Annotated in this window: 21 protein-coding genes; 5 read left to right on the top strand and 16 right to left on the bottom strand. The window is 57.9% G+C overall.

Features of this window, described 5'->3' with window-relative positions:
- Window positions 1-192: 192 nt before the first annotated feature.
- The 10 genes from brnQ to sdhC all read right to left on the bottom strand — a co-directional run bounded on the left by brnQ (window position 193) and on the right by sdhC (window position 13,167).
- The gene (gene brnQ, locus ACW9IR_RS21020; protein WP_122608365.1) at window positions 193-1,506 is read right to left on the bottom strand and encodes a branched-chain amino acid transport system II carrier protein; all 1,314 of its coding nucleotides are present in this window, start codon (window positions 1,504-1,506) and stop codon (window positions 193-195) included.
- A 319-nt stretch (window positions 1,507-1,825) separates the two neighbouring features.
- Entirely contained in the window at window positions 1,826-2,707 is an 882-nt protein-coding gene (gene sucD / locus ACW9IR_RS21015) for a succinate--CoA ligase subunit alpha (RefSeq protein WP_008082972.1), read from the bottom strand.
- Entirely contained in the window at window positions 2,707-3,873 is a 1,167-nt protein-coding gene (sucC, locus tag ACW9IR_RS21010) for an ADP-forming succinate--CoA ligase subunit beta (protein ID WP_007919879.1), read from the bottom strand. The genes sucD and sucC overlap by 1 nt, the downstream gene beginning before the upstream one ends.
- A 182-nt stretch (window positions 3,874-4,055) precedes the next feature.
- Entirely contained in the window at window positions 4,056-5,492 is a 1,437-nt protein-coding gene (gene lpdA / locus ACW9IR_RS21005) for a dihydrolipoyl dehydrogenase (protein ID WP_007919881.1), read from the bottom strand.
- Between the two features lie 97 nt (window positions 5,493-5,589).
- Window positions 5,590-6,813: a 2-oxoglutarate dehydrogenase complex dihydrolipoyllysine-residue succinyltransferase gene (odhB, locus tag ACW9IR_RS21000; protein WP_077571706.1), complete on the bottom strand. Its 1,224-nt coding sequence runs from the start codon at window positions 6,811-6,813 to the stop codon at window positions 5,590-5,592.
- Window positions 6,814-6,855: 42 nt separating this feature from the next.
- Window positions 6,856-9,687: a 2-oxoglutarate dehydrogenase E1 component gene (locus ACW9IR_RS20995; protein ID WP_457464993.1), complete on the bottom strand. Its 2,832-nt coding sequence runs from the start codon at window positions 9,685-9,687 to the stop codon at window positions 6,856-6,858.
- A 251-nt stretch (window positions 9,688-9,938) separates the two neighbouring features.
- Window positions 9,939-10,643: a succinate dehydrogenase iron-sulfur subunit gene (locus ACW9IR_RS20990; protein WP_007919888.1), complete on the bottom strand. Its 705-nt coding sequence runs from the start codon at window positions 10,641-10,643 to the stop codon at window positions 9,939-9,941.
- Between the two features lie 11 nt (window positions 10,644-10,654).
- On the bottom strand, window positions 10,655-12,427 hold the full coding sequence (gene sdhA, locus ACW9IR_RS20985; protein WP_038363946.1) for a succinate dehydrogenase flavoprotein subunit: 1,773 nt from the start codon (window positions 12,425-12,427) through the stop codon (window positions 10,655-10,657).
- 3 nt (window positions 12,428-12,430) lie between these two features.
- Window positions 12,431-12,799 carry a succinate dehydrogenase, hydrophobic membrane anchor protein gene (sdhD, locus tag ACW9IR_RS20980; RefSeq protein WP_007919900.1) on the bottom strand — a complete coding sequence of 123 codons (369 nt, stop codon included), beginning with the start codon at window positions 12,797-12,799 and terminating at the stop codon, window positions 12,431-12,433.
- On the bottom strand, window positions 12,793-13,167 hold the full coding sequence (gene sdhC, locus ACW9IR_RS20975; protein ID WP_038363944.1) for a succinate dehydrogenase, cytochrome b556 subunit: 375 nt from the start codon (window positions 13,165-13,167) through the stop codon (window positions 12,793-12,795). The genes sdhD and sdhC overlap by 7 nt, the downstream gene beginning before the upstream one ends.
- 362 nt (window positions 13,168-13,529) lie before the next feature.
- On the opposite strand from sdhC, the gene gltA reads away from it, so the two are divergent.
- Window positions 13,530-14,819 (top strand): citrate synthase, encoded by a 1,290-nt coding sequence (gltA, locus tag ACW9IR_RS20970; protein WP_007919904.1) that lies wholly within the window; start codon window positions 13,530-13,532, stop codon window positions 14,817-14,819.
- A 1,246-nt stretch (window positions 14,820-16,065) separates the two neighbouring features.
- Here the strand turns inward: gltA and ACW9IR_RS20965 are convergent.
- From ACW9IR_RS20965 to ACW9IR_RS20955, 3 genes are all read right to left on the bottom strand, one after another.
- Window positions 16,066-17,724: a cation acetate symporter gene (locus ACW9IR_RS20965; RefSeq protein WP_016987517.1), complete on the bottom strand. Its 1,659-nt coding sequence runs from the start codon at window positions 17,722-17,724 to the stop codon at window positions 16,066-16,068.
- Window positions 17,721-18,032 (bottom strand): DUF485 domain-containing protein, encoded by a 312-nt coding sequence (locus ACW9IR_RS20960; RefSeq protein ID WP_007919908.1) that lies wholly within the window; start codon window positions 18,030-18,032, stop codon window positions 17,721-17,723. The genes ACW9IR_RS20965 and ACW9IR_RS20960 overlap by 4 nt, the downstream gene beginning before the upstream one ends.
- Before the next feature lie 241 nt (window positions 18,033-18,273).
- A complete protein-coding gene (locus ACW9IR_RS20955; protein WP_095119935.1) occupies window positions 18,274-19,125 on the bottom strand; it encodes a glycine betaine ABC transporter substrate-binding protein in 852 nt (283 codons plus the stop codon).
- Between the two features lie 285 nt (window positions 19,126-19,410).
- Between ACW9IR_RS20955 and ACW9IR_RS20950 the strand changes: the two genes are divergently transcribed.
- On the top strand, window positions 19,411-21,006 hold the full coding sequence (locus ACW9IR_RS20950) for a glycoside hydrolase family 17 protein (protein ID WP_457464988.1): 1,596 nt from the start codon (window positions 19,411-19,413) through the stop codon (window positions 21,004-21,006).
- A 97-nt stretch (window positions 21,007-21,103) separates the two neighbouring features.
- Here the strand turns inward: ACW9IR_RS20950 and ACW9IR_RS20945 are convergent, their stop codons facing one another.
- Window positions 21,104-21,472: a hypothetical protein gene (locus ACW9IR_RS20945; RefSeq protein ID WP_457464987.1), complete on the bottom strand. Its 369-nt coding sequence runs from the start codon at window positions 21,470-21,472 to the stop codon at window positions 21,104-21,106.
- Between the two features lie 224 nt (window positions 21,473-21,696).
- Here ACW9IR_RS20945 and ACW9IR_RS20940 point away from each other — a divergent pair, with 224 nt between their 5' ends.
- Together ACW9IR_RS20940 and ACW9IR_RS20935 are read left to right on the top strand one after the other, a co-directional pair.
- Window positions 21,697-22,995: a serine/threonine protein kinase gene (locus ACW9IR_RS20940; RefSeq protein ID WP_095119932.1), complete on the top strand. Its 1,299-nt coding sequence runs from the start codon at window positions 21,697-21,699 to the stop codon at window positions 22,993-22,995.
- Window positions 22,988-23,776: an MlaA family lipoprotein gene (locus ACW9IR_RS20935; RefSeq protein ID WP_095119931.1), complete on the top strand. Its 789-nt coding sequence runs from the start codon at window positions 22,988-22,990 to the stop codon at window positions 23,774-23,776. The genes ACW9IR_RS20940 and ACW9IR_RS20935 overlap by 8 nt, the downstream gene beginning before the upstream one ends.
- A 175-nt stretch (window positions 23,777-23,951) precedes the next feature.
- Here the strand turns inward: ACW9IR_RS20935 and ACW9IR_RS20930 are convergent, their stop codons facing one another.
- Window positions 23,952-24,866 carry a DUF808 domain-containing protein gene (locus ACW9IR_RS20930; protein WP_110720785.1) on the bottom strand — a complete coding sequence of 305 codons (915 nt, stop codon included), beginning with the start codon at window positions 24,864-24,866 and terminating at the stop codon, window positions 23,952-23,954.
- Window positions 24,867-25,001: 135 nt separating this feature from the next.
- Here ACW9IR_RS20930 and ACW9IR_RS20925 point away from each other — a divergent pair, with 135 nt between their 5' ends.
- Complete coding sequence (locus ACW9IR_RS20925) at window positions 25,002-25,607, top strand: TetR/AcrR family transcriptional regulator (RefSeq protein WP_007969638.1); 606 nt, start codon at window positions 25,002-25,004, stop codon at window positions 25,605-25,607.
- Window positions 25,608-25,709: 102 nt separating this feature from the next.
- Here ACW9IR_RS20925 and ACW9IR_RS20920 read toward each other — a convergent pair whose 3' ends face one another.
- Window positions 25,710-26,168, bottom strand: coding sequence for an REP-associated tyrosine transposase (locus ACW9IR_RS20920; protein WP_110720784.1), 459 nt, complete (start codon window positions 26,166-26,168; stop codon window positions 25,710-25,712).
- Window positions 26,169-26,331: the final 163 nt, after the last annotated feature.

The following is a 26,331-nucleotide window of genomic DNA, read 5'->3' as shown; positions in this document are numbered from 1 at the left end:
AATCACCATTGAAGTTGCCTGACACACCGCTATCGCGAGCAGGCGAAGGCCTACATAAAAGCGATGCAACCCTTCGACGTTAGCTCAGGGAAAAAGACACTGCCTGACGCGCATAAAAAATGCCCCGTATCGATTGATACGGGGCATTTCTGTTTAAGCGTTGAAGACCCGCTTATGGCGGGTCAGGCAACATTAGGCAACCGCTTCGCTGCGCTTGCCGAGCATGCGATCGCAAACCACTGCAACCACCAGCGTCATCACACACGGCACCAGCCAGGCCAGGCCCTGCTCGCTCAGTGGCAGGTGGGACAATTGCGATGGCATCCAGTCGGCTAGACCGGCGCCTTTCAGCGCGTCGATGGTACCGAACACGAACGACACCAGCATTACCGGGCCGAGAATGCGGCCGTGCTCATGCCAGAAGTCTTTGCAGAAGCTCAGTGCCACCAACACGATGCACGGCGGATAGATTGCGGTCAGCACCGGAATCGAGAAGGCAATCAGCTTGGTCAGGCCCAGGTTGGAGACCAGCAGCGAGAACGCCGCCAGAATGATCACCAGGGTCTTGTAGGACAGTGGCAGCACACGGCTGAAATATTCAGCGCAAGCACAGGTCAGACCGACCGCTGTCACCAGACACGCCAGCGAAATCAGCACCGCGAGGAAACCGCTGCCCAACGAACCGAAGGTGTGTTGCACGTAGGCGTGCAATACCGCCGCGCCGTTGGTCGCGCCTGCTGCCACTTCGTGGCTGCCGGAACCAAGACGGAACAGGCTGACATACACCAGCGCCAGACCGACACCGGCAATCAGCCCGGCGATGATCGCGTAACGGGTGATCAGCGCCGGCGACTCGACGCCACGGGAGCGGATCGCGTTAACGATGACGATGCCGAACACCAGTGCACCCAGGGTATCCATGGTCAGGTAACCATTGATGAACCCTTGGGAGAACGGTGCCGCCACGTACTCAGGCGTACCATGGCCGATGTCACCCGCCGGCAAGGCGAATGCAGCGATACCAAGGACCGCCAGCGCGATGATCTTCAATGGCGCGAGGAAGCGGCCAACGGTGTCCAGCAATCGCCCAGGGTAGAGCGAGATGAAGAACACCAGCAGGAAGTACACCGAGCTGTAGAGGAACAGCGCCAGCGGGCTTTCGCCGGTCAGCGGCGCCAGACCCACTTCAAAGGATACGGTCGCGGTACGCGGCGTGGCGAACAACGGGCCGACTGCCAGGTAGCACGCAGCCGCGAGAATGCCGCCAGCGATCTTGCCGATCGGGCTGCTCAGCGCATCCATTGCCCCACCGACCTTGGCCAGTGCAACGACGGTGATCACCGGCAGACCGACCGCAGTGATCAGGAAGCCCAGTGCAGCCATCCAGACGTGAGGTCCGGCCTGCAAGCCAACGATCGGCGGGAAGATAATGTTGCCAGCCCCAACGAACAGGGCAAATGTCATAAAGCCAAGTGCCAGGATGTCCTGACCTTTCAAAACTTTCATTAAGGTAATACCACACTACTGAATCGGAATTTAGAGGGGGATTGCCCTGTGTAATTAGGGAAATGCTGTCGATCCGTATGGGACTGACCCTTAAAGCGCGTTGCATGCCTTGTGGGCGGCAGACGCAAAAATGGCTGCTAGCCTAACGAATTTGCTGTGCAAACGCACTGTTAGAGGGCGAACTATCCGATACGCGACGTTTCGGTGTCGCGTTTTTGCATGTAATTGGGGGCAAGCCTATAAATCAGCGAATGCCAGAAACGACAAAGGCCACCCGAAGGTGGCCTTTGTTTGGTAAAGCGTCAGTTCAGCGCGAGGCTTACTTGACAGCCCAACCAGTCAGCTCGGCCAGGGCCTTGCCGATGTCTGCCAGCGAACGCACGGTTTTCACGCCTGCGTCTTGCAGAGCAGCGAATTTCTCGTCTGCAGTGCCTTTGCCGCCAGAGATGATTGCGCCAGCATGGCCCATGCGCTTGCCCGGAGGAGCAGTCACACCAGCGATGTAGGAAACAACCGGCTTGGTCACGTGTGCCTTGATGTAGGCAGCCGCTTCTTCTTCAGCCGAACCGCCGATCTCACCGATCATTACGATCGCTTCGGTCTTCGGGTCTTCCTGGAACAGCTTCAGGATGTCGATGAAGTTCGAACCCGGGATCGGGTCACCACCGATGCCGACGCAAGTCGACTGACCGAAACCGGCGTCAGTAGTCTGCTTCACAGCTTCGTAGGTCAGGGTGCCGGAACGCGAAACGATACCGACCTTGCCTGGCAAGTGAATGTGACCTGGCATGATGCCGATCTTGCACTCGCCCGGAGTGATAACGCCTGGGCAGTTAGGGCCGATCAGGACTACGCCCAGCTCGTCGCACTTAACTTTAGCGTCCAGCATGTCCAGGGTAGGAATGCCTTCGGTGATGCAGACGATCAGCTTGATGCCGCCGAATGCCGCTTCCAGGATCGAATCCTTGCAGAAAGGAGCCGGAACGTAGATCACGGAAGCGGTAGCGCCAGTGGCTTCTACTGCGTCTTTAACGGTGTTGAACACTGGCAGACCCAGGTGCTCGGTGCCGCCTTTGCCAGGAGTAACGCCACCAACCATTTTGGTGCCGTATTCGATGGCTTGCTGGGTGTGGAAACTACCTTGCGAACCGGTAATACCCTGGCAGATAACTTTGGTGTCTTTATTGATCAGGACGCTCATTATTTGCCCTCCGCAGCTTTGACAACTTGTTGAGCAGCGTCGGTCAGGCTGGTAGCAGCGATGATGTTCAAACCGCTTTCTGCCAGTACTTTAGCGCCCAGCTCAGCGTTGTTGCCTTCAAGGCGAACAACAACCGGGATTTTCACGCCGACTTCTTTCACAGCGCCGATGATGCCTTCGGCAATCATGTCGCAGCGAACGATGCCGCCGAAGATGTTGACCAGTACTGCAGCGACGTTGGTGTCGGACAGGATGATCTTGAACGCTTCAGTTACGCGTTCTTTGGTAGCGCCACCACCTACGTCGAGGAAGTTGGCTGGCTTGCCGCCATGCAGGTTGACGATGTCCATGGTACCCATGGCCAGGCCAGCACCGTTGACCATGCAGCCGATGTTGCCTTCCAGTGCTACATAGTTCAGTTCGAACTTGGCAGCGTGCGCTTCGCGCGGATCGTCTTGCGACGGATCATGGAAAGTCTTCAGCTTAGGCTGACGGTACATTGCGTTGGCGTCGATGTTGATCTTGGCGTCCAGGCAGTGCAGATCGCCGTCAGCCTTGATCACCAGCGGGTTCACTTCCAGCAGAGCCAGGTCGTGATCCTTGAACAGTTTGGCCAGACCTACGAAGATCTTGGCGAACTGAGCAACCTGCTTGCCTTCCAGACCCAGCTGGAATGCCAGCTCGCGACCCTGGAATGGCTGAGCGCCAACCAGTGGATCGATAGTGGCCTTGAGAATTTTTTCTGGAGTGTCGTGAGCGATTTTCTCGATGTCCACGCCACCTTCGGTGGAAGCCATGAACACGATGCGACGGCTCGAACGGTCAACGACAGCGCCCAGGTACAGCTCTTTAGCGATATCAGTGCACGATTCAACCAGGATCTTGGTGACTGGCTGGCCATTGGCGTCAGTCTGGTAAGTCACCAGACGCTTGCCCAGCCACTGCTGTGCGAAGGCTTTGGCGTCTTCTTTGCTGCGAACCAGCTTGACGCCGCCCGCTTTACCGCGACCACCGGCGTGGACCTGGGCTTTGACAACCCACTCACTGCCGCCGATTTTGTCGCAAGCTTCTGCTGCTGCTTCCGGGGTGTCTACTGCGTAACCAGTGGAAACTGGCAGGCCGTATTCAGCGAACAGCTGCTTACCCTGATACTCGTGAAGATTCATGCTTTTTACCGTCTTCGTTAGGTACTGCGCATTCGGCGCTGCGCTCGTATGAGTGCCGCGCCACCTGTGACTGCTGCTTGCGTAGCTGAGCTACGCAAGACTGCGTCCAGCGGACATTCCGCGGTGAGACTTGCTCGCAAGGCTCACGACGGGCCGTTACCGCCGTGGTTTCTTATTGTGTCTTAACGCTTCTTGCGGTTGGCAATGTGGATGGCGCCGCCATTCACCGCCAGAGCAGCTTCGTGCAAGGCTTCAGACAGGGTCGGATGGGAGAAAACCATCATGCCCAGGTCTTCAGCGCTGGTGCCGAATTCCATACCGATCGCGCCCTGCTGAACCAGTTCTGCAGCGCTCGGGCCAATCACGTGCACGCCCAATACGCGGTCAGTCTTGGCATCAGCGATGACCTTGACGAAACCACCGGTATCGTTGGCGGCCATGGCACGGCCGGAAGCGGCGAACGGGAAGGTGCCGACGTTAACTTCAACGCCTTCAGCTTTCAAGGCCTGCTCGGTTTTGCCAACCCACGCGATTTCCGGGTGAGTATAAATAACCGAAGGGATCAGGTCATAGTTCATCTGGGCTTTGTGGCCCTTGATGCGCTCGACAACCATGATGCCTTCTTCCGATGCCTTGTGAGCCAGCATCATGCCGCGAACCACGTCACCGATGGCGAAAACGCCCGGTACGGTGGTCGCGCAGTGATCGTCAACGTGCACGAAACCGCGCTCGTCGAGGGTCACGCCACTGTCGGCAGCCAGCAGATCAGTGGTCACCGGACGGCGACCAACGGCTACGATCAGCTTGTCGAAAGTGATGGTCTGTTCGCCGTTGGCATCGGTGTAGTTCACAACGACTTCGTCGCCGTTGACTTTCGAGCCGGTTACGCGAGCACCCAGTTTGATGTCCAGACCCTGTTTGGTCAGGGTTTTCAGCGCTTCCTTGGAAACAGCGGTGTCCGCTGCCATCAGGAAAGTATCCAGCGCTTCCAGAACAACCACTTCCGAACCCAGACGCGACCAGACCGAACCCAGTTCCAGACCGATCACGCCAGCGCCGATCACGCCCAGACGCTTAGGTACGCTTTGGAATTCCAGTGCGCCAGTCGAATCGACGATGACTTTCTGATCAACCGGAGCCGGCGGAATGTCGATCGGACGCGAACCTGGAGCCAGGATGACGTTTTCAGCTTCGATGACTTCAACCGAGCCGTCTGGCTTGGTGACTTCGACTTTCTTGCCAGCCAGCAGTTTGCCGTGGCCCTGGATCGAAGTAACGCCGTTGGCCTTGAACAGAGTGGCAACGCCGCCGGTCAGGTTCTTGACGATGCCAGCCTTGCGGCCAACCATCGCAGCGACGTCCATTTTGACTTCGCCAGTCGAGATACCGTGAACGTTGAAGCTTTCTTTCGCTTCCTTGTATTTCCAGGAGCTGTCGAGCAGCGCCTTGGAAGGAATGCAGCCCACGTTCAGGCAGGTGCCGCCCAGGGCTTGCTTGCCTTCTGCGTCAGTGTACTTCTCGATGCAGGCAGTGGTCAGACCCAGCTGCGCCGCCTTGATGGCAGCCACGTAGCCACCAGGGCCAGCACCGATCACTACTACGTCAAATTTCTGCGACATTCAAAAAATCCTCTTTAGCGAAAAGCTTCAAGCCGCGCGCCCCAAGCCAAGCTGCCCTTTCCTGCAGCTTGAAACTTGAAGCCCGCGACTGCTTCTATCAGATATCCAGCAACAGACGAGCCGGATCTTCCAGCAGGTTCTTGATGGTCACCAGGAAGGTCACAGCTTCTTTGCCATCGATCAGACGGTGATCGTAGGACAGTGCCAGGTACATCATCGGACGGATAACGACCTGACCGTTGATGGCCATAGGACGCTGGATGATGTTGTGCATGCCCAGAATCGCTGCCTGCGGCGGGTTGACGATCGGGGTCGACATCATCGAACCGAAGGTACCACCGTTGGTGATGGTGAAGGTACCACCGGTCATCTCGTCCATCGACAGTTTGCCGTCACGGGCTTTTTTGCCGAATGTTGCGATGCCGCCTTCGATTTCAGCCAGGCTCATCAGCTCGGCGTTACGCAGAACCGGAACAACCAGGCCACGGTCGCTGGAAACGGCAACGCCGATGTCCGCGTAACCGTGGTAAACGATGTCGCCGCCGTCGATCGACGCGTTGACAGCCGGGAAGCGTTTCAGCGCTTCGGTAGCTGCTTTAACGAAGAACGACATGAAGCCCAGGCGTACGCCGTTGTGGGACTTCTCGAACAGATCCTTGTACTTCGAACGCAGGGCCATGACTTCAGTCATGTCGACTTCGTTGAAAGTGGTCAGCATCGCCATGTTCGACTGCGCTTCAACCAGACGCTTGGCCACGGTGGCACGCACGCGGGTCATCGGTACGCGCTTCTCGATGCGGTCGCCAGCGGCGAACACAGGAGCGGCAGCCGAAGGAGCAGCAGCCTTGGCAGGCGCGGCAGCCGGAGCGGCTTTCTTGGCAGCAACCGCTGCAACCACGTCTTCCTTGGTCACACGACCGCCTTTGCCGGTGCCGGCAACGGAAGCGATGTTGATGCCGTTTTCTTCAGCCAGTTTGCGCGCAGCCGGTGCAGCAACAGGATCGTCTTCGCCTTCAGCGGCAGCCGGTGCAGCGGCAGCAGCGGCCGGAGCAGCAGCGGCGGCTGGAGCAGCGGCAGCAGCGCCGCCCGCTTCGATGGAGCCCAGCACTTCGTCGGACAGAACGGTGTCGCCTTCATTCTTGACGATTGCGCCCAGCACGCCGTCGGCGGTAGCCAGAACTTCCAGTACGACTTTGTCAGTTTCGATGTCGACGATCAGATCGTCGCGCTTGACAGCGTCGCCCGGTTGTTTGTGCCAGGTGGCAACGGTGCCATCGGCAACCGATTCCGGGAAAGTGGGGGCTTTGATCTCGATAGCCATTATCTGTGGTTCCTTAAATTCGGTTTCAGGTGCGCGAAGGCGTTAAATGGTAAACGCGTCTTGCAGGAGTTTTTCCTGCTGCTCGGCGTGCATCGATGCGTAACCACAAGCTGGGGCAGCAGAAGCCTCACGGCCCGCGTACTCAAGTACGAGAGACTTGTCGAGGTTACCGATGCTGCGACGCAAGTGGTGCTGGCTGCAGTACCAGGCGCCCTGGTTCATCGGCTCTTCCTGACACCAAACGGCATTTTTGACGTTGGTGTATGGAGCCAGGACTTCTTTCAAGTCGTCCTCAGGGAATGGGTACAGCTGCTCGATACGCACGATGGCGATATCTTCACGGCCTTCGGCACGGCGTTTTTCCAGCAGGTCGTAGTAGACCTTGCCGCTACACAGAACAACACGCTCGACCTTTTTCGGGTCCAGGGTATCGATTTCCGGGATCACGGTCTGGAACGAACCTTCGGCCAGATCTTCCAGGGTCGAGATGGCCAGTTTGTGGCGCAGCAGCGACTTCGGAGTCAGAACGATCAGCGGCTTGCGCAGCGGACGAATCACCTGACGACGCAGCAAGTGGTAGATCTGTGCTGGCGTGGTCGGTACGGCGACCTGAATGTTGTGCTCGGCGCACAGTTGCAGGTAACGCTCAAGACGCGCCGAGCTGTGCTCAGGTCCCTGACCTTCATAACCGTGTGGCAGCAACATGGTCAGACCGCAGAGACGGCCCCACTTGTGCTCACCGCTGGTGATGAACTGGTCGATAACAACCTGTGCACCGTTGGCGAAGTCGCCGAACTGGGCTTCCCAGATCACCAGCGCATCCGGCGTGGTGGTCGAGTAACCGTATTCGAACGCCAATACCGCTTCTTCCGACAGGAACGAGTCGTACAGGTCAAAACGTGGCTGACCTTCGTACAGGTGCTGCAGCGGAATGTAGGTGCCTGCGTCTTTCTGGTTGTGCAACACAGCGTGACGGTGCGAGAACGTACCGCGGCCGATGTCCTGACCGGTCATGCGGATCGGGTGACCTTCGAACGCCAGGGTCGCGTACGCCATGGTTTCGGCGTAACCCCAGTTGATCGGCAGGCCGCCGGCTTGCATTTTCTGACGGTCTTCGTAGATCTTCGAAACCTGACGCTGAACCACGAAGCCTTCCGGAATTTCCAGCAGCTTGGCGGACAGTTCTTGCAGGGTCTTCAGATCAAAGCGGGTGTCGTGACGCGCAGTCCAGGCGTGGCCCAGATACGGACGCCAGTCCACGAACAGCTCTTTGTTCGGCTCTTTGACCAGCGATTTCACGACGTGCAGACCGTTGTCCAGCGCGTTGCGGTATTCGTCGACTTTCGCCTGAACACGCTCTGCATCAAGAACACCGCCTTGGGTCAGACGATCAGCGTACAGCTCACGGGTAGTGCGCTGTTTGGTGATCTGCTGATACATCAGAGGCTGGGTGCCGCTTGGCTCGTCGGCCTCGTTGTGGCCGCGACGACGGTAGCAGACCAGGTCGATCACCACGTCACGCTTGAACTGCATGCGGTAGTCGATGGCCAACTGGGTCACGAACAACACGGCTTCCGGATCATCACCATTCACATGGAGGATCGGCGCCTGAATCATCTTGGCAACGTCGGTGGCGTACTCGGTGGAACGCGAGTCCAGCGGGTTGCTGATGGTGAAACCGACCTGGTTGTTGATCACGATGTGCACGGTACCGCCGGTTTTGAAACCGCGGGTTTGCGACATCTGGAAGGTTTCCATGACCACGCCCTGACCTGCGAATGCAGCGTCACCGTGGATGGAGATCGGCAGAACCTTCTCGCCAGTGGCGTCATTACGACGATCCTGACGGGCGCGCACCGAACCTTCGACCACCGGGGAAACGATTTCCAGGTGGGACGGGTTGAACGCCATGGCCAGGTGAACTTCACCGCCGGCGGTCATCACGTTGGACGAGAAGCCCTGGTGATACTTAACGTCACCGGAACCCAGCTCGACCTTCTTCTTGCCTTCGAACTCGTCGAACAGCTCGCGCGGGTTCTTGCCGAAGGTGTTGACCAGTACGTTCAGACGGCCACGGTGGGCCATGCCGATGACGACTTCCTTGGTGCCGTAGGAACCGGAACGCTGGATCAGTTCGTCGAGCATCGGGATCAGGCTTTCGCCGCCTTCCAGACCGAAACGCTTGGTGCCCGGGTATTTGGTGCCCAGGTATTTTTCCAGGCCTTCACCGGCGGTCACGCGCTCAAGCAGGTGGCTCTTGATGTCGGCGGAGTACGTCGGACGACCACGCACGCTTTCCAGACGCTGCTGGAACCACTGGCGCTGCTCGGAATCGGTGATGTGCGTAAATTCAGCGCCGATGGTGCGGCAATATGTCTGCTGCAACGCTTCGTGAATTTCGCGTAGGCTCGCTTCCTCTTTGCCGATGAACAGGTCGCCGGCACGGAAGGTCGTATCAAGATCGGCATTGGTCAAGCCGTAATGATTGATCGACAGGTCTGCAGGTGCAGGACGCTGCCACAGCCCCAGCGGGTCAAGCTGGGCTGCCTGGTGGCCACGCATACGGTAGGCCTGGATCAATCGCAGCACTTCAACTTGCTTCTTCTCGTGCTCACTGCTCACGCTGCCGGCGGAAACCGGTTGGGCGCGGCGCTGGTTCTTTGCCAGCAGCACGAAATGATCGCGAATTGTCGAGTGCGAAACATCAGTGGCAGAGTTGCCGTCGGCAGGCAACTTCTGAAAGTAGGTGCGCCACTCTTCTGGCACAGCGTTAGGGTCGTGCAGGTAGAGCTCATAAAGCTCTTCCACATAGGCAGCGTTTCCACCTGAAAGGTAGGCGCTGTTCCACATGCGCTGCATCACGCTTTCTTGCATGCTTGGTCACCCTCGGTTAGGGGAACACCATCGATGTCGACACCGAGCAAACTTGCAGAAGTCCGAATGCAGCGACTAAAACAAGCCACTTAGGATCACACTGATAGTCCGGGTACCAGCCCGGATGCCCCTGCTTGTCTCATTTCTTCAAAATAAGAGCCGCAGCTTATGGCTACTGCTCTGGTTATAGCCATGACGCGGGTTGAAGCCCGCGCCACAGCCTCTACGGTGCAGCGGTTACAGCAGCTGAATCACACGCCGCTCGAAAGCAGCATGTTACGGATGTGACCGATGGCCTTAGTCGGGTTCAGGCCTTTCGGACATACGTTGACGCAGTTCATGATGCCTCGGCAGCGGAAGACGCTGAACGGGTCATCGAGCGAAGCCAGACGCTCGTTGGTCTTGGTGTCACGGCTGTCTGCCAGGAAGCGATAAGCTTGCAGCAGCGCAGCTGGACCCAGGAACTTGTCCGGGTTCCACCAGAAGGACGGGCAAGAGGTCGAGCAGCAAGCGCACAGGATGCACTCGTACAGACCGTCGAGCTTTTCACGCTCTTCCGGAGACTGCAGACGCTCGATGGCCGGAGCCGGCGTGTCGTTCTGCAGGTAAGGCTTCACCTTCTCGTATTGCTTGTAGAAGATGCTCATATCGACGACCAGGTCACGGATAACCGGCAAACCTGGCAGCGGACGAACGATCAGCTTGTTACCTTTTACAACGGCGGACAGCGGCGTGATGCACGCCAGACCGTTCTTGCCGTTGATGTTCATGCCGTCGGAGCCGCAGACGCCTTCACGGCAAGAGCGACGATAGGAGAAACCCTCGTCCTGCTCTTTGATCAGGGCCAGCACGTCCAGCACCATCAGGTCTTTACCACCGGTATCGACCTGGAATTCCTGCATGAACGGCGCAGCGTCCTGATCAGGGTTGTAGCGATAAACACTGACTTTCAACATGGCGGTCACCCTTAATAAGTCCGGACTTTAGGTTCGAAAGTCGGAACAGTCTTCGGCGAGAAGTTCACGGCACGCTTGGTGACGCGCTTGTCACCCGGGAAGTACAGGGTGTGGCACAACCAGTTTTCGTCGTCACGATCTTCGAAGTCTTCACGGGCGTGAGCACCGCGCGACTCTTTACGTACTTCGGCCGCGATGGCGGTAGCTTCAGCCACTTCCAGCAGGTTTTGCAGTTCCAGCGCTTCGATACGGGCAGTGTTGAACGCCTGCGACTTATCGTTGATCTTCACGTTGGCAATGCGGGTACGCAGGTCAGCGAGCTGAGCGATACCTTTCTGCATGTATTCGCCGGTACGGAATACGCCGAAGTAGTTCTGCATGCAGCTTTGCAGCTCGCGACGCAGAGTAGCAACGTCTTCGCCGTCGGTACGGTTGTTCAGTGCGTTCAGGCGCGACAGGGCAGCTTCGATGTCGGCTTCGGTAGCGTCGTCGTATTCGATGCCGTCGGTCAGCGCTTTTTCCAGGTGCAGGCCGGCAGCGCGGCCGAATACCACCAGGTCGAGCAGCGAGTTGCCGCCCAGACGGTTGGCACCGTGCACCGATACGCAAGCCACTTCACCTACCGCGAACAGACCCGGGATGATCTGGTCCACGCCTTCGGCGTTCTGGGTGATCGCCTGGCCGTGAATGTTGGTGGCAACGCCGCCCATCATATAGTGGCAAGTCGGAACAACCGGAACCGGCGCAACAACCGGGTCAACGTGGGCGAAAGTCTTCGACAGTTCGCAGATGCCTGGCAGACGGCTGTGCAGCACTTCCTCGCCCAAGTGGTCGAGTTTGAGCATTACGTGGTCGCCATTCGGACCGCAACCGTTGCCGGCGATGATTTCTTTAACCATCGAGCGAGCAACCACGTCACGACCGGCAAGGTCTTTGGCGTTCGGAGCATAACGCTCCATGAAACGCTCGCCGTGCTTGTTGATCAGGTAACCACCTTCACCACGGCAACCTTCGGTAACCAGTACACCGGCGCCGGCGATGCCGGTCGGGTGGAACTGCCACATTTCGATGTCTTGTACCGGCACACCAGCACGCAGAGCCATGCCGACGCCGTCACCGGTGTTGATCAGGGCGTTGGTGGTGGAAGCGTAGATACGACCTGCACCGCCGGTAGCCAGTACGGTGGCCTTGGCGCGGATGTAGGTGGTTTCGCCGGTTTCGATGCAGATCGCGATCACACCGACGAATTCGCCTTCCTGGTTTTTCACCAGATCGACAGCGTAGTACTCGTTCAGGAACGTGGTACCGGCTTTCAGGTTGCCCTGATAAAGGGTGTGCAGCAGGGCGTGACCGGTACGGTCGGACGCCGCGCAGGTACGCGCAGCCTGGCCGCCCTTGCCGTAATCCTTGGACTGACCGCCGAATGGACGCTGATAGATACGGCCTTGCTCGGTACGCGAGAACGGCAGACCCATGTGGTCCAGCTCGAAAACGGCAGCCGGGCCTTCCTGACACATGTATTCGATAGCGTCCTGGTCACCGATGTAGTCGGAGCCCTTGACGGTATCGTACATGTGCCAGCGCCAGTCATCGTTCGGGTCAGCAGACGCGATCGCGCAAGTGATGCCGCCCTGAGCGGATACGGTGTGCGAACGGGTCGGGAAAACCTTGGTGATCACGGCAGTCTTGTGACCACCCTGTGCCAGTTGCAGCGCAGCGCGCATGCCGGCACCGCCACCACCAATAATGATGGCGTCGAAAGAAATCGTTGGAATGTTAGCCATGACTCAGATACCCCAGAGAATCTGCACACCCCAGACGAAGTAAGCGAACATCGCGATGCCGCAAACTGCCTGGAAAAGGAAACGTACTGCGGTCGCGGACTTGCCCAGCGCCATTGGCGTCAGGTAGTCGGTCGCGATGGTCCACATGCCGACCCAGGCGTGAGCGCCAAGGGCAACGAGGGCCAGCAGACTGAAGATACGCATCCCGTTGTGAGCGAACAGGCCGTGCCACTGGTCGTAGCCAATGCCCGGATTCGCTGCAAGGTATCCGATCAGGAAGATGAAATAAGCCGCGAGAACAACCGCAGACACACGTTGCGCCATCCAGTCATAGAGGCCCGAACGCGAAAGGTTCGTAACGCTGGTTACCATATCCAAACTCCTGCCAGAACGATCAGCACCACGGAAATGGCGATGATGATTTTCGAGCCCAGGCGGCCGCCTTCCAGCGTCTCACCGATGCCCATGTCCATGATCAAGTGGCGCACACCGGCTACCAGGTGATACAGCAGAGCGGACAGGAGGCCCCATGCTACGAACTTGGCCAGCGGGCTGGTCAAGCATGCCTTCACTTCGGCAAAACCTTCCTCGGAACCCAGAGACTTGCCCAATGCATAAAGCATGAAGCCGATACCCAGGAAGAGGATGATGCCGGAAACACGGTGAAGAAACGACGTAACGCCGGTGATGGGGAGTTTGATGGTCCTTAGGTCTAGGTTTACAGGTCGTTGGCTTTTCACGGCTTTTTTTTCACACTGAAGAGCCCCTAACAATCAGGGCAAAGTTGTTGGGGAGTGCACTGGTCAGGTAACCACCACCCAGGGATGCGACCCCCAATAAAGCAGGCCCAAAAGCCCTTGGCGGTCGGTGGCCGAGTATAGACAGTTAGGTTACTAATGACAACGCAATCACCTACCCCAAATAGCTGATTGCACAAGTCGTATAAAAGGCGTAAATGGCAGTCAATTTCGAGGAAAAAGTGCGCTTAAAGCCTTCTGGAGCAAGACTTTAGGCAAATTGACATTCGAATTTATCTCACTATAGTGGTGCGGGCCCTGCGTGGGGGGTCTGTCTGATGGTTCAAGCATAAATAGGAGGCCACATGGCTGACAAAAAAGCGCAGTTGATCATCGAGGGCGCAGCCCCCGTCGAGCTGCCCATTTTAACCGGCACCGTTGGTCCCGATGTAATCGATGTTCGGGGCCTGACGGCCACGGGCCGCTTCACTTTCGACCCAGGTTTCATGTCGACCGCCTCGTGCGAGTCGAAGATCACCTATATCGACGGCGACAACGGCATTCTGTTGCACCGCGGCTACCCGATCGAACAACTGGCTGAAAAGTCGGACTACCTGGAAACCTGCTACCTGCTGCTCAACGGCGAACTGCCGACCGCAGAACAGAAGGCCCAGTTCGTCAGCACCGTGAAAAACCACACGATGGTTCACGAGCAGTTGAAAACCTTCTTCAACGGTTTCCGTCGCGACGCCCACCCGATGGCCGTCATGTGCGGTGTAGTCGGCGCCCTCTCGGCCTTCTACCACGACTCCCTCGACATCAATAACCCGCAGCATCGCGAAATCTCCGCGATCCGTCTGGTTGCCAAGATGCCGACCCTGGCAGCGATGGTTTACAAGTACTCCATGGGCCAACCCATGATGTACCCGCGCAACGATCTGACGTACGCGGAAAACTTCCTGCACATGATGTTCAACACCCCGTGCGAGATCAAACCGATCAGCCCGGTGCTCGCCAAGGCCATGGACCGGATTTTCATCCTCCACGCCGACCACGAGCAGAACGCATCGACTTCCACCGTGCGTCTGGCCGGCTCTTCGGGTGCCAACCCGTTCGCCTGTATCGCCGCCGGTATCGCCGCACTGTGGGGCCCTGCCCACGGCGGTGCGAACGAAGCCGTGCTGACCATGCTTGACGAGATTGGCGATGTTTCGAACATCGACAAGTTCATCGCCAAGGCCAAGGACAAGAACGATCCGTTCAAACTGATGGGCTTCGGTCACCGCGTTTACAAGAACCGCGACCCTCGCGCGACTGTAATGAAGCAGACCTGCGACGAAGTACTGAAGGAACTGGGCATCAACAACGATCCGCAACTCGAACTGGCCATGCGCCTGGAAGAGATCGCGCTGACCGACCCGTACTTCATCGAACGCTCGCTGTACCCGAACGTCGACTTCTACTCGGGGATCATCCTCAAGGCGATCGGCATTCCGACCAGCATGTTCACCGTGATTTTCGCGCTGGCACGTACTGTTGGCTGGATTTCGCACTGGAAAGAGATGCTCTCCAGCCCGTACAAGATTGGCCGTCCGCGCCAGCTGTACACTGGTTACGAGTCGCGTGATATTTCCAAGCTGGAAGACCGCAAATAAGATTTGTCTTGCGATGAAGTCTTAATGTTGTACCGGGAACGGCCTCTATTTATATAGGGGCCGTTTTTGTTTGTCTGGGGTTTGGGATTTTGGTTTTGGTTTTGGTTTTGGTTTTGGTTTTGGTTTTGGTTTTGGTTTTGGTTTTGGGATTGGGATTGGGATTGGGATTGGGATTGGGATTGGGATTGGGATTGGGATTGGGGATTGGGGGCATATCCGTTGCTGCGGGTGTTGCCGCTGGCGGTTTCGCTCTTACAGCGACTCACTTTTCCAGACGCCGAAAAGTAAGCAAAAGGCTTTGCCCCTGGCGTACGGCACTTCGCTTAGGCTCAGTGTTCCCTCGCTACGGTGTCCATCCGAGGGCATCGCCTACGGTTTGCTTCGCTGCACCTCCTCTCGATGAATGCGGCTGCGCCGCACGGCGCTGCGCGCCTACCCCCGTATGAACACCTACGCTCGGCCTGCCGATGGGGCAAAAAATCAAAAGCCAAAGCCAAAGCAAGATCACAAGCCAGATCAAGAGCCCCTCACCCTAGCCCTCTCCCGAAGGGAGAGGGGACTGATCGAGGTGTTTGGCAGAGCTACGCCGACCTGAGATACCGAGTCGAACTCAGAGTCTGAATCAGATCAAGAGCCCCTCACCCTAGCCCTCTCCCAGAGGGAGAGGGGACTGACCGCGTGGACTGGAAGAGATACGCCGACGTGCGATACCGCGTTGAACTCTGGTTTTGAAAAGCCCACAGATCGGCCCCCTCTCCCTCGGGAGAGGGCTGGGGTGAGGGGCAAATCCACCACAAATCCAAAGCCGACCACGCTGTGCTCCTCACCACTCAACAGGATGAGCGTTAGCTCGGCTGCAGCTCTTGATCTGTAAGGCGACGTCGGAAGGCTGAGTGGAGGGATTGATCCGGGCGAGGGAGCGCAGCGACCGTTTGGCGCAGCCAAACACAGCGAGAGGAGGTGCAGCGAAGCAAACCGTAGGCGCTGCGCCAGGATCGATCCCGGAGCGAAGGGACCCCGAGCTTTAGCGAGCGGGCCGCACGTAGGAGCAAGCGTTTTTTGCTTACTTTTTTTGGCGTTTGAAAAAAAGTGAGTCGCCGTAAGGGCGAAACCCTAATCAGCCGTTACCGCAGCAACGGATATACACCCAATAAAAAACACACCAAAGTCCGATAACCGCCCACAAAAAATGCCCCGATCTCTCAACCGGGGCATTCAGCAAAACACTCAAACAAGCATCAAGCGATCAATGCGAAACCGCCCCACTCGCCCCCAACCCAGTCTGCGAACGCACAAACTGCGGGAAGAACAGCGCCCGCTCCTTGTCCGCTGCCGCCGACTTGTCGGTAATCGAGAAGAACCAGATCCCGACAAAGGCAATGATCATCGAAAACAACGCCGGATACTCGTAAGGGAAGATCGCCTTCTCGTGATGCAGAATCTGCACCCAAATGGTCGGGCCAAGGATCATCAAGCCAACCGCACTCACCAGACCCAGCCAGCCGCCAATCATCGCCCCACGAGTGGTCAGCTTCTTCCAGTACATCGAAAGCAGCAGTACCGGGAAGTTACAGCTCGCCGCGATCGAGAACGCCAGGCCCACCATGAACGCAATGTTCTGGCTTTCGAACAGAATGCCCAAGCCAATCGCCAGCACTGCCAAGGCAATGGTGGTGATCTTCGAGACACGAATCTCGTCCTTCTCGTTCGCCTTGCCTTTCTTGATCACACTCGCATACAGGTCGTGAGAAACCGCCGAAGCACCGGCCAGCGTCAGGCCTGCCACAACCGCCAGAATGGTCGCGAACGCCACCGCCGAGATAAAGCCGAGGAAGATACTGCCACCGACCGCGTTGGCCAAATGCACCGCCGCCATGTTGTTGCCGCCCAACAGCGCGCCAGCCGCGTCTTTGAAGGCCGGGTTAGTGCTGACCAGCAGGATCGCGCCGAAGCCGATGATGAAGGTCAGAATGTAGAAGTAACCAATGAAGCCAGTTGCGTAGAGCACGCTCTTGCGGGCTTCTTTTGCGTCGCTCACGGTGAAGAAGCGCATCAGAATGTGTGGCAGGCCAGCGGTACCGAACATCAGCGCCAGACCCAGCGAGAAGGCCGAAATCGGGTCCTTGACCAGACCGCCCGGGCTCATGATCGCTTCGCCTTTGGCGTGAACCTTGATCGCCTCGGAGAACAATGTGTTGAAGTCAAAGCCTACGTGCTTCATCACCATCAGCGCCATGAACGAGGCACCGGAGAGCAACAGCACAGCCTTGATGATCTGCACCCAGGTGGTCGCCAGCATGCCGCCGAACAACACGTACATGCACATCAGCACACCGACCAGAATCACCGCGACGTGGTAGTCCAGACCGAACAACAGCTGGATCAGCTTACCGGCACCGACCATTTGCGCGATCAGGTAGAACGCCACCACCACCAGCGAACCGCAGGCCGACAGGGTGCGAATCTGAGTTTGCCCGAGGCGGTAGGACGCCACGTCGGCAAAGGTGTATTTACCCAGGTTACGCAGACGCTCGGCGATGAGGAACAGAATGATCGGCCAGCCCACCAGGAAGCCGATCGAGTAGATCAGGCCATCGTAGCCGGAGGTGAACACCAGCGCGGAAATCCCCAGGAAGGACGCCGCAGACATGTAGTCACCGGCAATCGCCAGACCGTTCTGGAAACCGGTGATCTTGCCGCCCGCCGCATAGTAGTCGGCCGCCGAGTTGTTTTTCTTCGAGGCCCAGTAGGTGATGTAGAGCGTCGCACCCACGAACGCCACGAACATCAGGATCGCCGGAATGTTCAGCGGCTGTTTGGCCACCTCACCCGTCAACGCGTCAGCCGCCCAGACACTCGGCGCGAAAGCCGCAACACTCAATAGAGCCAGTAGACGCCGGATCATTGCTGAGCCTCCTTGAGAATCGCATTGTTCAGGTCGTCAAACTCGCCATTGGCGCGGCGCACATAGATAGCGGTGAGGATGAATGCCGAAAGAATCAGCCCGACACCGATCGGAATACCCCAGGTAATCGAGGACTCAGGACTGAGTTTCGCGCCCAGGATATGCGGCCCGTAAGCGATCAGAAGAATGAAGCCAGAGTAAAGCCCGAGCATGATCGCCGAGAGTATCCAGGCGAACTTTTCCCTTTTTCGCACCAGCTCCTTGAATCGGGGACTGTTTTGAATCGAGAGGTAAATGCTGTCGTTCATTGTTTTTATCCTCGCAGCACAGATTATTGTTGGAACATAGCTAATGTATGCGGCTGCGAGCGCGGTAACAGACGACCTTAGTAGTAGAACGCCATGACGTAATCGCCATTCTTCGGTACACCCAAAACAACTGTAGGAGTGAGCCTGCTCGCGATGGCTTTGTATCAGTCGATATTTTCATCAACTGACAGGACGCTATCGCGAGCAGGCTCACTCCTACAGGGGTGCGGCGGTGTGGCGGTTATTTGGTCCAGTCAGCCACGCGATCCGGGTGCTTGGCCACCCAATCCTTGGCCGCCGCGTCAGGCTTGGCACCATCCTGAATCGCTAGCATGACCTCGCCGATTTCGTCTTTCGACGCCCACTGGAAGTTCTTCAGGAACTTGGCCACTTCCGGTGCTTTGGTCGCGAGTTCTTTGCTGCCGATGCTGTTTACGGTTTCAGCTGCGCCGTACACGCCTTTCGGGTCATCAAGGAAGCGCAGTTTCCACTTGGCGAACATCCAGTGCGGCACCCAACCGGTCACGGCGATGGATTCGTTTTTCTTCTCGGCACGGGTCAGCTCGGCAATCATGCCGGCGCCGGAACTGGCCTTGAGGCTGTATTTATCGAGGCCGTAATCCTTGATCGCCTGATCGGTCTTGAGCATCACGCCTGAACCGGCGTCGATACCGACGATGCGATTTTTGAAGGTGTCATCGGTTTTCAGGTCTTCGATCGACTTGGCTTTCACATACTCGGGCACGATCAGGCCGATTTTCGCATCCTTGAAGTTCGGGCCGTAATCGACGACCTGATCCTTGTTCTTCGTCCAGTATTCGCCGTGAGTCACGGGCAACCACGCCGAGAGCATGGCGTCGAGCTTGCCGGTGGCAACACCCTGCCACATGATCCCGGTGGCGACGGCTTGCAGTTTCACGTCGTAGCCGAGCTTCTGCTTGATCACTTCGGCGGCCACGTGAGTGGTCGCCACGCTGTCGGACCAGCCGTCAACGTAACCGATGTTCAGGGTCTTGGTTTCCGCACTGGCCAGTGTCGCACTCATCGCCAGCGCCAGAGCGGCACCTGCGCCTAAAAGTCGTCGCATCTTCATCGTTACTTCCCCGAAATGCTGCGCCCGACGGATGGCGGGCGACGTCAACGTATTGTTATGGTGCACAGCGCCCCCATCACGCCTGACCGCAAACTCGCTGGAACATCAGTGGAGTGCTGACGCTTCGATCATCAACCTGACGACGCTCGCGACCTGCTCTGCCAGCGACCTCAAGACAATGAGAAACGACATCACAAGGCCATTAATCGCGACTATATAAATGACGCCAAATAATCCGCCCGAACTTTGCATGTCAAAATCATGCGGGCCACCAACCCTCAATAAATGCAGGTAACATGCGTCGCTTTGCAGCCACTCGGCCTGACCATGTCCGCGACTTCCCGCTTTCCCCTTCTGCCTTACCTCTTCGCCTGCCTGCTTGGGCTGTTTGCCCTCGCCGGCTTCTGGTATGGCCTTGGCCAACCGGTAATTCTGCCGGACGCAGCGACTCCGACGCACAAGTTGCAATGCGCCTCCTACACCCCGTTCGATAAAGATCAGTCGCCGTTCGACGTGCCGTTCAAGCTGCGCCCGGAACGCATGGACGCTGACCTCGCGTTGCTGGCAACACGCTTTGAATGTATTCGCACCTATTCGATGACGGGTCTGGAGGCGTTGCCGGATCTGGCGCGCAAACATGGCCTGAAATTGATGATCGGCGCTTGGGTCAACAGCAACCCGGTGGACACCGAGAAAGAAGTCGACCTGCTGATCGCCTCGGCCAACGCCAACCCGGACGTGGTCAGCGCGGTGATCGTCGGCAACGAAGCCTTGCTGCGCAAGGAAGTCACTGGCACGCAACTGGTCCGGTTGATCAACAAGGTTAAGAGCCAGGTCAAGCAACCGGTCACTTACGCCGATGTCTGGGAGTTCTGGCTCAAGCATCCGGAAGTCGCGCCGGCGGTGGACTTTCTGACCATTCACTTATTGCCGTACTGGGAAGATGACCCGTCGAACATCGACGTCGCCCTGCAACATGTCGCGCAAGTGCGGCAGGTGTTCGGCAATAAATTCGCGCCAAAAGACGTGATGATCGGCGAAACCGGCTGGCCGAGCGAAGGCCGCCAGCGTGAGACCGCCCTGCCGAGCCGGGTCAACGAGGCCAAATTCATTCGTGGTTTTGTCGCAATGGCCGAGAAGCAAGGCTGGCATTACAACCTGATCGAAGCGTTTGACCAGCCGTGGAAGCGCGGCAGTGAAGGCGCGGTCGGTGGGTATTGGGGACTGTTCGATGCCGATCGTCAGGATAAGGGTGTGCTGGCCGGGCCGGTGACCAATGTGCCGTTCTGGAAGGAATGGCTGGCGGTCGGCGGGGTGATTTTCCTTGGCACGCTGATCCTTGGCGGTCGCGTTCGCACCACGCGCTCGGCGCTGGTGTTGCCGCTGCTCGGCGCCCTCGCCGCTTGTTCGATTGGCGCTTGGGGTGATCTGGCGCGGGTGACCACGCGGTTCACCAGTGAGTGGCTGTGGGTCGGCTTGCTGACCGCGTTGAACCTGTTGGTGTTGGCGCATGCGGCGCTGACGCTGAGTGCTCGCACTGGCTGGCGTGAACGGGCATTCAATCTGCTGGAGCGACGCGCAGGATGGCTGGTCGCGGCGGCAGGTTTTGCCGCAGCCGTGATGATGCTGGAGATGGTCTTCGATCCGCGTTATCGCAGCTTTGCGAGCATGGCGTTTGTGCTGCCAGCGCTGGTTTATCTGTGCCGCCCGGTGAGCGTGCCGCGTCGCGAAATTGCCTTGCTGACCTTTATTGTCGGCGCGGGGATTGCGCCGCAGTTGTATCAGGAAGGTTTGCAGAATCAGCAGGCGTGGGGTTGGGCTTTGGTGAGTGTGTTGATGGTGGCTGCCCTTTGGCGCTGCCTGCGTGTTCGCAAGGGCTGATTTTCAGCGAGGCTAAAGACCTCTTCGCGAGCAAGCTCGCTCCCACAGGAGAATGCATTCCAAATGTGGGAGCGAGCTTGCTCGCGAAGACTGATTGTCATGCGCTACGGGACTTACGGACCAGCCGCAACCCGGCAATCACCAACGCAAACACCGCCAACGTGGTGTTGTACAACGCCAGTGCCGGCGCCCCAAACACCAGCGCCAGCACCGCCAGCCACCACCCTGCCCGCCCCGGCAAGACAAAACCGATCAGCGCCGCACCCAGTGCCGTCCAGCCCAGTACCTTGAAGTGAATCATCAAGCCTAGGTTCGAACGCACCTGACATTCCCAACGGCTGGCCTCATCGACGCAGATGCCGACCCACATGCCGTCCTCCATAAAGCCATAACGCGCGCCATAACTGGCGGCCAGCCACAACGGCAACAGAACGAGCAGCACAATCACGGGCAAGCGGCGGGACATGAAGCACTCCAATCTTGAGAAATCGGCGGCCAGCTTAATCTGCCGTCATGCATACGCAAGCGCTAACAACACTTAACTGTTCATTCACACCGTGCAAAGTGTATCGTCCAGCTACTATTACTCCGAATTCTGCCTGTTTGGTGCCGCAGCATGGCACTTTGGCGCACACCCGGTGGTCATAGCCTGCGAACTTCATTCGGCACCTTCCTCTAAGGGATCTAGTCATGCTCCGTTCCTTGCGCTTCGCCGCGCTGTTCAGCGGCCTTATTTTGAGTGCGTCCGCACTGGCGGTGGATATCGACGCCGCCAGTTATGGCTATCCCCTGACCAATCCGTTCGAGGCGACCATCGCCACGACCCCGCCGGACTTGCGCCCGGAATTGCCGCTGGACGACGACATCAATCAGTCAGACCGCAGCGTCACTCTGCGTCCGGAGCGCGAGTTCATCCTGCCGGACAATTTCTGGCCGGTGAAAAAGCTGACCTACCGCATCGCCGAACAGGACAAACCGGCGCCGCTGATCTTCCTGATCGCCGGCACGGGTGCGCGCTATGACAGCACGCTCAACGAGTACCTGAAAAAGCTCTACTACAAGGCCGGCTACCACGTCGTCCAGCTGTCGTCGCCGACCAGCTTCGACTTCATCAGCGCCGCTTCACGCTTCGCCACGCCGGGCGTGACCAAGGAAGACGCTGAAGACATGTATCGAGTGATGCAGGCCGTTCGTGCACAGAATCCAAAGCTGCCAGTCACCGAGTATTACCTGACCGGATACAGCCTCGGCGCCCTCGACGCCGCGTTCGTCGCGCACCTGGATGAAACCCGTCGCAGCTTCAACTTCAAGAAAGTCCTGCTGCTCAACCCACCGGTCAACCTCTATACCTCGATCACCAACCTCGACAAGCTGGTTCAGACCGAAGTCAAAGGCATCAATACCAGCACCACATTCTATGAGCTGGTGCTGTCCAAGCTGACCCGCTACTTCCAGCAGAAAGGCTACATCGACCTCAATGACGCGCTGCTCTATGACTTCCAGCAGTCCAAGCAACACCTGACCAACGAACAGATGGCGATGCTGATCGGCACTTCGTTCCGCTTCTCGGCAGCCGATATTGCATTTACCTCGGACCTGATCAACCGTCGCGGCCTGATCACCCCGCCGAAATTCCCGATCACCGAAGGCACCAGCCTCACGCCGTTCCTCAAGCGTGCGCTGCAGTGCGATTTCGACTGCTACCTGACCGAACAGGTGATTCCGATGTGGCGTGCGCGCACCGACGGCGGCAGCCTGCTGCAACTGATTGATCAGGTGAGCCTGTATGCGCTCAAGGATTACCTGCACGACAGCCCGAAAATCGCTGTGATGCACAACGCCGACGACGTGATCCTCGGCCCGGGCGACCTCGGTTTCCTGCGCAAGACCTTCGGTGATCGCCTGACTGTTTATCCACTGGGCGGCCATTGCGGCAACCTTAACTACCGCGTCAACAGCGACGCCATGCTGGAGTTCTTCCGTGGCTAAACATCTCCTGCTGATTGCAGCGCTACTCTGCGCAGGCGTGGCCCAGGCCGACAACAGTAAAGCCAACGCGCCCGTGGTGGTCGACAGCGACGGCTTCAAAGAGCCGCTGTCCAAACTCAAATTCAACCCGGGGCTGGATCAGCGCGAATTCGAGCGTTCGACGCTCAACGCGCTGAACGTCTACGACCCGCTGGAGTCGTGGAACCGCCGGGTTTACCACTTCAACTATCGCTTCGACCAATGGGTGTTCCTGCCGGTGGTCGATGGCTACCGTTACATCACACCCAGCTTTTTGCGCACGGGCGTGAGTAACTTCTTCAACAACCTCGGTGACGTGCCGAACCTGGTCAACAGCCTGTTGCAGTTCAAGGGCCAGCGCTCGATGGAAACCACCGCGCGGCTGCTACTCAACACCACCATCGGCATTGCCGGCCTGTGGGATCCGGCCACCGCCATGGGCCTGCCACGCCAGAGCGAAGACTTCGGCCAGACTCTGGGCTTCTACGGTGTACCGGGCGGCGCCTACTTCGTGCTACCGATCTTCGGCCCGTCGAACATCCGCGATACCGCAGGTCTGGCCGTGGATTACACCACCGAATCGGCGATCAACTTCCTCAACGTCTCGGAAGTCAGCTCCAACCACCCGGAGATCTGGGCTCTGCGTGCGGTCGACAAACGCTACCAGACCAGTTTCCGCTACGGTCAACTGAACTCACCGTTTGAGTACGAGAAAGTACGTTACGTCTACACCGAGTCACGCAAGCTGCAGATCGCCGAGTAATCCCGGCGGGCACAAAAAAGGGCCATTCGATGCGAGTCGAATGGCCCTTTTTCATGGCATCACACAGATCAAATTGTAGGAGTGAGCCTGCTCGCGATGGCGATGTACCAGTCACCACCTGTACGGCTGACAAACCGCTATCGCGAGCAGGCTCACTCCTACAGGGGGTTTGCGTTCAGCCTTTGATCGCTTTCCAGATTTTGCCGACGACAGAAACAACCGCCAGCACCACCGCACCAGCGATGATCCCCGCCACGCCATTGAGCAACATCGGCACCGCAAACCCGGCACTACCCGCCGCGGCACCAACGCCTTCGATCCAGTGATGCACCACCGGCACGCCGTGGGTGAGAATTCCGCCGCCGACCAGGAACATCGCCGCCGTGCCGACCACCGACAGGGTTTTCATCATGTACGGTGCGGCGCTGAGGATGGCGCTGCCGACTTTCCTGGCAACCTGCCCAGGTTTCTGCGTCAGCCACAGACCGAGATCGTCGAGCTTGACGATACCCGCTACCAATCCATAAACGCCGACAGTCATGACGATGGCGATACCGGACATCACAACCACTTGCTGAGTTAGCGATGCATCCGCCACGGTGCCCAAGGTGATCGCGATTATCTCTGCCGAAAGGATAAAGTCAGTGCGAATCGCGCCTTTGATCTTGTCCTTCTCGAATGCCACCAGATCGGTCGCCGGATCAGCAACCGCCTCAGTCAGTTGCGCATGTTCGACCTCGTCTTCAGCCTTGCTGTGCAGAAATTTGTGCGCAAGCTTCTCGAAACCTTCGAAGCACAGATAGGCACCGCCGACCATCAACAACGGCGTGACCAGCCACGGCACGAACGCACTGATCGCCAGTGCCGACGGCACCAGAATCAGTTTGTTGACGAACGAACCTTTGGCCACGGCCCAGACCACCGGGATTTCCCGTTCGGCACGCACGCCGGAGACCTGCTGGGCATTGAGCGCCAGGTCGTCGCCGAGCACGCCGGCAGTCTTCTTGGCGGCCATTTTGCTCATCAACGCCACGTCGTCCAGCACGGTGGCAATATCGTCGACCAGCACCAGCAAACTGCTTCCTGCCATGAATCCTGTTTCCTTTTATGTATGAATGTTGCGAAGCATAACGCGACCTTAGACCACGCGGGGCATTCTTGAGCGCTGCGCGAGGCCGGTGCTACCATGCGCAACCGCCAGAACAGGCAAGGAACCACCGGGTTTATGAGCACAATCCGCGAGCGCAACAAAGAACTGATCCTGCGTGCCGCCAGTGAGGAGTTTGCCGACAAGGGCTTCGCTGCGACCAAAACCAGCGACATCGCCGCCAAGGCGGGATTGCCCAAGCCCAACGTTTACTACTACTTCAAGTCCAAGGAAAACCTCTACCGCGAGGTATTGGAAAGCATCATCGTGCCGATTTTGCAGGCCTCGACCCCGTTCAATCCGGACGGCGTACCGAGCGAAGTGCTGAGCGGCTACATCCGCTCGAAAATCCGCATCTCCCGCGACCTGCCCTTCGCCTCGAAAGTATTCGCCAGCGAAATCATGCACGGCGCCCCGCACCTGAGCGCCGACCTGGTCGAACAGCTCAACAGCCAGGCCAAACACAACATCGACTGCATCCAGAGCTGGATCGACCGCGGCCAGATCGCCCCGATCGACCCTAATCACCTGATGTTCAGCATCTGGGCCGCGACCCAGACCTACGCCGACTTTGATTGGCAGATTTCTGCAGTCACCGGGAAAGACAAGCTGGATGAGGCGGATTATGAGGCGGCGGCACAGACGATTATCCGGTTGGTGTTGAAGGGGTGTGAGCCGGACTGAAACACCTTGGAGACGCCATCGCGAGCAGGCTCGCTCCTACATTTGGAATGCGTTCCCCTGTAGGAGTGAGCCTGCTCGCGATCGAGGCAACTCGGTTTCAGGTCAAACCCAGATGGCATCCCACAGCGGATAGTCGCCAAGCTTCTCCACCAGCCCGGCCCGCAACGGATTGGCCACGACATAACGCGCCATCTTCACCAGATCTTCTTCCCGTCTCAGGGCGCGGTCATGAAACCCTCTCTGCCAGAGAACGCTGTTTCCACCGGAAGCTTGCCTGACAGCCTTGGTGCTCAGCGATTTGGTTTTTTGCATTACCTCACTCAATGAACCTCGTTGCAATTCAATCAACCAATGGAAATGATCTGGCATCACTACCCAGGCTAGTGAGCTCACCAGCCCTGAATCTTGCGCGTGTCGGAATTGATCAGCGACCAGTTTGCCCAAAGCAAAATTCGTGAAGATCGGCTTTCGTTGATAAGTGGTGCTGGTTAACAGGTAGATTCGACTGACTTCGGTATAGCGCCCGACTCGCAATTTATGTGCAGCAGGTAGATCCGGCATTCCTTTGCCCTCTGTGATCAGGTCATGACAAGGCTAGTACCGGGAAAGGCAGATGGAGCGGTCAACTGTTGGCAGGATGTGTCTGGTAGATAGCTATCGCGAGCAGGCTCACTCCTACAGGGGATTTGCGGCGTTCAGACATTTTGTGTCTGAACACAAATCC

The sequence above is a fragment of the Pseudomonas sp. SDT291_1_S447 genome (genome assembly GCF_054070155.1).
The sequence above is the reverse complement of the archived record's forward strand: the minus strand, read 5'-3'. Positions and strand labels throughout refer to the sequence as shown.

What these genes read in the sequence shown, in the direction of transcription:
- brnQ (WP_122608365.1), bottom strand. Translation starts at nt 1,506, where the DNA reads ATGAAAGTTTTGAAAGGTCAGGACATCCTGGCACTTGGCTTTATGACA.
- sucD (WP_008082972.1), bottom strand. Translation starts at nt 2,707, where the DNA reads ATGAGCGTCCTGATCAATAAAGACACCAAAGTTATCTGCCAGGGTATT.
- sucC (WP_007919879.1), bottom strand. Translation starts at nt 3,873, where the DNA reads ATGAATCTTCACGAGTATCAGGGTAAGCAGCTGTTCGCTGAATACGGC.
- lpdA (WP_007919881.1), bottom strand. Translation starts at nt 5,492, where the DNA reads ATGTCGCAGAAATTTGACGTAGTAGTGATCGGTGCTGGCCCTGGTGGC.
- odhB (WP_077571706.1), bottom strand. Translation starts at nt 6,813, where the DNA reads ATGGCTATCGAGATCAAAGCCCCCACTTTCCCGGAATCGGTTGCCGAT.
- ACW9IR_RS20995 (WP_457464993.1), bottom strand. Translation starts at nt 9,687, where the DNA reads ATGCAAGAAAGCGTGATGCAGCGCATGTGGAACAGCGCCTACCTTTCA.
- ACW9IR_RS20990 (WP_007919888.1), bottom strand. Translation starts at nt 10,643, where the DNA reads ATGTTGAAAGTCAGTGTTTATCGCTACAACCCTGATCAGGACGCTGCG.
- sdhA (WP_038363946.1), bottom strand. Translation starts at nt 12,427, where the DNA reads ATGGCTAACATTCCAACGATTTCTTTCGACGCCATCATTATTGGTGGT.
- sdhD (WP_007919900.1), bottom strand. Translation starts at nt 12,799, where the DNA reads ATGGTAACCAGCGTTACGAACCTTTCGCGTTCGGGCCTCTATGACTGG.
- gltA (WP_007919904.1), top strand. Translation starts at nt 13,530, where the DNA reads ATGGCTGACAAAAAAGCGCAGTTGATCATCGAGGGCGCAGCCCCCGTC.
- ACW9IR_RS20965 (WP_016987517.1), bottom strand. Translation starts at nt 17,724, where the DNA reads ATGATCCGGCGTCTACTGGCTCTATTGAGTGTTGCGGCTTTCGCGCCG.
- ACW9IR_RS20960 (WP_007919908.1), bottom strand. Translation starts at nt 18,032, where the DNA reads ATGAACGACAGCATTTACCTCTCGATTCAAAACAGTCCCCGATTCAAG.
- ACW9IR_RS20955 (WP_095119935.1), bottom strand. Translation starts at nt 19,125, where the DNA reads ATGAAGATGCGACGACTTTTAGGCGCAGGTGCCGCTCTGGCGCTGGCG.
- ACW9IR_RS20950 (WP_457464988.1), top strand. Translation starts at nt 19,411, where the DNA reads ATGCAGGTAACATGCGTCGCTTTGCAGCCACTCGGCCTGACCATGTCC.
- ACW9IR_RS20945 (WP_457464987.1), bottom strand. Translation starts at nt 21,472, where the DNA reads ATGTCCCGCCGCTTGCCCGTGATTGTGCTGCTCGTTCTGTTGCCGTTG.
- ACW9IR_RS20940 (WP_095119932.1), top strand. Translation starts at nt 21,697, where the DNA reads ATGCTCCGTTCCTTGCGCTTCGCCGCGCTGTTCAGCGGCCTTATTTTG.
- ACW9IR_RS20930 (WP_110720785.1), bottom strand. Translation starts at nt 24,866, where the DNA reads ATGGCAGGAAGCAGTTTGCTGGTGCTGGTCGACGATATTGCCACCGTG.
- ACW9IR_RS20925 (WP_007969638.1), top strand. Translation starts at nt 25,002, where the DNA reads ATGAGCACAATCCGCGAGCGCAACAAAGAACTGATCCTGCGTGCCGCC.
- ACW9IR_RS20920 (WP_110720784.1), bottom strand. Translation starts at nt 26,168, where the DNA reads ATGCCGGATCTACCTGCTGCACATAAATTGCGAGTCGGGCGCTATACC.